The 5,965-nt window shown below is 36.7% G+C and carries 5 protein-coding genes; 4 read left to right on the forward strand and 1 reads right to left on the reverse strand.

The features are described from left to right. Positions 1-386 precede the first annotated feature (386 nt). On the reverse strand, positions 387-2,483 hold the full coding sequence (locus IIF7_RS20185) for a bifunctional aldolase/short-chain dehydrogenase (RefSeq protein WP_084843496.1): 2,097 nt from the start codon (positions 2,481-2,483) through the stop codon (positions 387-389). Between the two features lie 177 nt (positions 2,484-2,660). Here IIF7_RS20185 and IIF7_RS20190 point away from each other — a divergent pair, with 177 nt between their 5' ends. The 4 genes from IIF7_RS20190 to IIF7_RS20205 all read left to right on the forward strand — a co-directional run. Further along, on the forward strand, positions 2,661-3,710 hold the full coding sequence (locus IIF7_RS20190) for a GntR family transcriptional regulator (protein ID WP_084843497.1): 1,050 nt from the start codon (positions 2,661-2,663) through the stop codon (positions 3,708-3,710). 165 nt (positions 3,711-3,875) lie between these two features. Next, on the forward strand, positions 3,876-4,709 hold the full coding sequence (kduI, locus tag IIF7_RS20195; protein WP_084843498.1) for a 5-dehydro-4-deoxy-D-glucuronate isomerase: 834 nt from the start codon (positions 3,876-3,878) through the stop codon (positions 4,707-4,709). A gap of 8 nt (positions 4,710-4,717) precedes the next feature. Next, on the forward strand, positions 4,718-5,479 hold the full coding sequence (locus IIF7_RS20200; RefSeq protein ID WP_176219022.1) for an SDR family NAD(P)-dependent oxidoreductase: 762 nt from the start codon (positions 4,718-4,720) through the stop codon (positions 5,477-5,479). 24 nt (positions 5,480-5,503) lie between these two features. Next, the coding region (locus tag IIF7_RS20205; RefSeq protein WP_139801388.1) for a glucuronate isomerase at positions 5,504-5,965 on the forward strand (462 nt) is incomplete at its 3' end.

Below are 5,965 nucleotides of genomic sequence, written 5' to 3' on the forward strand. Positions count from 1 at the left end.
AGTATTTTTGACTCCGGATGAGACCCTGAATCAAGTTCAGGGTGACGCACTTGTTTTATTTTAAAAATTTAGAGCGCTTCGCTTTTAGAACTTAGAGTTTAGACTTTTTATTTTATCTGTTCATTTTGTCTTGATACAAAACGAACCAAAAAATCAAGGCTTACGAACACTTATCTAAATTTATCGTTCGATGCCTAAATTTCAGGAACTCGCTATCGCTCAAACAGCCTAAAGTTTTACGGCATTTTCACTTCAAATTTTACGATAAGCTTTCGATAGGCCATTTTAAATCTTTCGTGTTTCCTGCTTCTCTTGTCTATTCTCTAAGTTCTAAAATCTATATTCTAGCATCAAGATTCTAAAATCTAATTACTCATATCTAAACTTTATCTCACAAAAGCATTCGCCATACCGCCATCGACGTTAATGGTGTTTCCGGTGCTTTTATCCAGAACGCCTACGCAGGCGAATACGCCGTTTGCGATATCTTCTGGTAAGATAATTTCATTTAATAAGTTTCTTTTGGCGTAATGCGCAGGAAGATCTTCAACTTTAATTCCGTAAGCTTTTGCTCGACCTTCAGCCCAATCACCTTCCCAAATCTTACTTCCAACGATCACTCCATCTGGATTTACTGTATTCACGCGAATATGATCGCCACCTAATTCTGCAGCTAATAAACGCGTCATATGTTGTTGCGCTGCTTTTGCCGTTCCGTAGCCAACATTATTAGGCCCGGAAACTAGTCCATTTTTACTGGCAATATTCACGATATCACCACCTAGACCTTGCTTGCGCATAATTTCAACTCCTTTTTGGGCCATCAAAAACTGACCTTTCACCAATACATTTTGTAATAATTCCCAATCTTTTAGGGTAGTATCTGGTAAAGATTTTGAAATTGCCAATCCAGCCGAATGCACTACGATATCTACACCACCAAAGGCAAGATTCGCTTCTTTATAAGCCTTTTCTATCGACTCTTCTTTAGTTACATCGCAAAGTGCAATCGCAGCTTCGTCACGTTTGTAAGTCGATAAAGCTTCATCTAAATTCTCTTGACTAATATCGGTTAGCACTACGTTAGCACCTTCAGCAACTAATTTATCAGCGATCGCTTTTCCAATTCCTCCGGCAGCACCGGTTACGATCGCTACTTTACGTGAAAGAGGTTTTTCCGCAGGCATACGTTGTAATTTAGCCTCTTCTAACAACCAATATTCGATATCAAAAGCCTCTTGTCTTGGTAAGGAAGTATATTCAGTAATCGCTTCAGCACCACGCATCACATTGATCGCATTTACATAGAATTCACTAGCTACACGAGTAGTTTGTTTGTTCTTTGCAAAACTGAACATCCCAACACCTGGATAAATAATGATCACCGGATTAGGATCTCGCATTGCCGGACTATTGGCGTGTTTATGATTTTCGTAATACTGGCGATATTCTTCTCGATATTGTTCAAAAGAAGGCTCTAATTTTTTCAGCGTGGCTTCCGTATCAGTCACATCATCTGATGGATCTAACGTCAAGATAAGCGGCTGAATTTTAGTACGTAAAAAATGATCGGGACAGGAAGTTCCCATTGGCGCCAAACGCTCCAGATCATTACTATTAATATATTGTAATACGGTGTCGCTATCGGTAAAATGACCGATCATTTGATTTTCTGAAGAAGCCAGTCCACGTAGTAACGGCATTAATTCTGCAGCTTTATTTTTACGCTCTTCCGCAGGTAAAGATTTTAGTTTTTGTCCGCCAAAAACTTCTCCGTTTTCTTTGATTTTCTTTTCAATATAATCTGAAGCCATTTCGATAACTTCCAGACTATTTACGTAGCAATCGTAAGAAGTATCGCCCCAGGTAAATAAACCGTGGCTACCCAGTACGATTCCGCGAATTCCAGGATTTTCTTCTAAACATTTTTCAAGCTGAAGCCCTAAATCGAAACCAGGACGTTGCCACGGAACCCAACCCATTGTATCGCCCCAAATTTCTTTGGTAACCTTTTCGCTATCTTTTGCAGCCGCAACCGCGATAAGCGCATCTGGGTGCAGGTGATCGATATGTTTAAAAGGTAATAATCCGTGAAGCGGCGTATCGATGGAAGGCGCTTTACTATCCAGATCGTAAATACAGTGATTGAAAAGTCCTACCATTCGGTCTTCATCTTCTAAACCACCGTAAACATTTTTAAGATTTCTAAGGCGTTCAGTATATAAACCGGCAATTCCTTTACGAGTCAATGTACCAATATCACCACCAGAACCTTTAACCCACATTACTTCTACATCTTCGTTAGTTAGCGGATCTTTTTCGATGGTTTTACAGCTGGTATTTCCACCGCCATAATTAGTGATTCTAAGATCGGCACCTAATATATTTGATCGGTATAAAAACAAAGCTACCTGATCGTCACCCAATTCGGCAGCTTTAGCTTCATCCCAGAGATAGTCTACGTACTGAAAAGTTTTTTCCATTTTAATTTTATTGTTTCAATTAAAGCTTCTCAAATGTAATTTTTAGAATTATTTAGACCATCCTGTGCTATACTGCTTAATTTTTTAATATTATCTTTAAACATTCAGAAATTATATTAAGTTTAGCTTCGAATTCAGCAACAACTAAACCAGTTACACACTTAAACTAACTTTAAAATGACGTCTCAAACGTTTGAAATAAAAATTGATCCAAATTCGCGAGTCCCTAAATATAAACAAATTGTTGATTCTATTGTTTACGATATCGCACAAGGTAATCTAAAGATAGGGGAAAAAATACCTTCAATTAATGAATTAAGCGAACATTTATTACTTTCCAGGGATACAGTAGAGAAAGCTTATAAGAATTTGAAGGAAAAAAAGATAATCGTTTCTGTAAAAGGAAAGGGATATTATACTTCAAAAACCGATCTAATAGCCAAAACCAATGTATTTTTTTTGGTTAATAAACCAAGTACCTATAAAATGATGATTTATAACTCATTTGTGGATACTTTGGGAATCAATGGACATGTGAATCTTTATATCTATCATTGTGATGAAACGCTTTTCAATAAATATTTAGAGCGCAATCTTGGATATTATGATTACTATGTGATTATGCCTCATTTTAGAGACGAAAACTCTAACCACGTTAGTCACACAACAGCTGTTTTAGAAATGATTGATAGAATACCCAAGCAAAAATTAATATTGCTGGATAATACAAAGCCAGAAATAAGGGGAGATTATGGTTCTATTTATCAGGATTTTATGGAGGATATTTATAGCGCTCTAAAAGAGGGACTCGATAGGATAAAAAAGTATGATAAGATTATTTTAGTGTATCCTAATAAATCGGTAAATCCTTATCCTAAAAGAATCGTTCACGGCTTTAAGAAATTTTGTGTAGAATATCGCTTTGATTTTGAGGTATTGGACGAGATTTATGATGATATGGAATTACAGAGTAAAGATGTTTATATTACTATACAGGAAAGGGATTTGGTAAATTTGGTAAGACAAATTAGAGCTAAAAACTTAATTTTAGGAAAAGATATAGGCGTAATATCGTATAATGAAACACCTTTAAAAGAATTGCTGGGGATAACGGTTATAAGTACCGATTTTAAAGCTATGGGAGAATCTGCCGCGTATATGGTTTTAAAGAATAAAAAGGAAAAGGTTAAAAACGTTTTTAAATACATTGAAAGAAATTCTGTGTAATTATTTAAAAATATTCAGTAAATTTTGATGAAATAATTTGTGTAATCGATTGCATAAATTTAAATTAGTAGCTCAGAAATCAGGTTAGTGCAGGATGCAAAGCACTGCCAGATTCCTGAAATTGGCTGAATAGCTTAAAAAACCATATAAAAATATACTTAAGTCATGACAAAATCAGAATTTAGATATGCACATCATCCCGAAGATGTAAAGAAATATACAACAGAAGAACTTCGAGAGCATTTTCTAATACCCGAGTTGTTTATAAAAGATCAAATTAGTTTAACCTATACTATGTACGACCGTTACATTGCGGGTGGTGCATTTCCAGTAGATCAAGCTTTAAAATTAGAAGCTATAGATGAACTTAAAGCCGAAAACTTTTTAGATCGCCGTGAATTAGGTGTAATCAATGTAGGTGGGAAAGGTAAAGTAACTGTAGATGGTCAAGTTTATGAAATTGGTCATCGTGAAGCACTTTATGTAGGTAAGGGAACTAAAGAAGTAATTTTTGAAGCTACAGAAGAACAACCTTATTTTTATATAAACTCAGCTCCTGCGCATAAATCTTACCCAACAAAAAAGGTAACAAAGGCTGAAGCAGAGATTGTAGAGTTAGGAGATACTAAAACTTCTAATAAAAGGGTGATCAATAAATTATTGGTAAATAGTGTGGTTGAAACCTGCCAGTTACAGATGGGAATGACAGAACTTCAGGAAGGTTGTGTTTGGAATACGATGCCTCCACATACGCACGAACGTAGAATGGAAGTTTACTTTTATTTTGATTTAGAAGAAGGGCAGTCTATAAGTCACTTTATGGGGCAACCACAGGAAACACGCCATATTTTTATGAAAAATCATCAGGCGGTAATTTCTCCAGAATGGTCTATTCATGCAGGAGCAGGAACTTCCAATTATACCTTTATTTGGGGAATGGCCGGTGAAAATTTAGATTATGGAGATATGGACGGTGTAACTCCAGATGAATTAAAATAATATCCAAAATGAGTTTATTTAGTTTAGAAGGAAAAACAGCACTTGTTACTGGTTGTAAACGAGGGATTGGTTTTGCAATGGCGGAAGCACTAGCTGAGGCCGGTGCTAATATTTTAGGTGTTTCGGCTTCTCTAGAATTAGAAGGATCTAAAATAGAAAATAGAGTCAAAGAAATTGGTAAAGATTTTAAAGCTTACCAATGTGATTTTTCAGATAGAAAGTCTCTTTATGCTTTTATTGAAAAAGTAAAATCTGAAAATCCGCAAATTGATATATTGGTTAATAATGCCGGAACAATTTTAAGAGCTCCTGCAGCAGAGCATTCAGATGAATATTGGGATAAAGTAATTGAAGTTAATCAAAATGCTCAGTTTATTTTAACTAGAGAAATAGGGAAAGAGATGTTAAAACGTGGTCACGGGAAAGTCATTTTTACCGCTTCGTTATTAACTTTTCAGGGAGGAATCATAGTGCCTGGCTATGCGGCTTCAAAAGGTGCTATTGGTCAGTTAACCATGGCATTTTCTAACGAATGGGCTTCAAAAGGAGTTCAGGTGAATTCTATTGCGCCAGGTTACATTGCTACAGATAATACACAGGCACTTCGTGATAACGAAGAGCGTAGTGAAGCTATTTTGTCCCGAATTCCAGCAGGACGTTGGGGAGAACCAGAAGATTTTAAAGGACCAATTATATTCTTAGCTTCTAAAGCTAGTGATTATATGAGCGGAAGCATTCTCACCGTAGATGGTGGTTGGATGGGCCGATAATTTCCGAAAATTGAAACAAACCAAATGAGTAACAAACCTTTTATCACAGATAATTTTTTGTTGGAGACTAAGTATGCTGAGGAGTTGTATCATCAGTATGCCAAGGACCAACCGATCATCGATTATCATAATCATTTACCACCGGCACAGATTGCTGCTGATACACAGTTCGATACCATCAGCCAGGTGTGGCTAAGTGGCGACCATTATAAATGGCGTGCCATGCGAACTTTGGGAATCGATGAACACTATATCACCGGTGCTGCCAGTGACCAGGAAAAATTCGAAGCCTGGGGCAAAACGGTGCCGCATACCCTTCGTAACCCACTGTATCATTGGACACATTTAGAGCTAAAACGCTACTTCGGGATCGATGAACTTTTAAATGAAAAAAACGCCACCTCGATCTACCAGGAGATCAACAATCAGTTACAGCAACAAGAAAACAGCTGCCGAGGCTTGTTGCATAAAATGAATGTCAATACC

The sequence above is a fragment of the Zunongwangia atlantica 22II14-10F7 genome, assembly GCF_002094855.1.
Lineage (GTDB): Bacteria > Bacteroidota > Bacteroidia > Flavobacteriales > Flavobacteriaceae > Zunongwangia > Zunongwangia atlantica.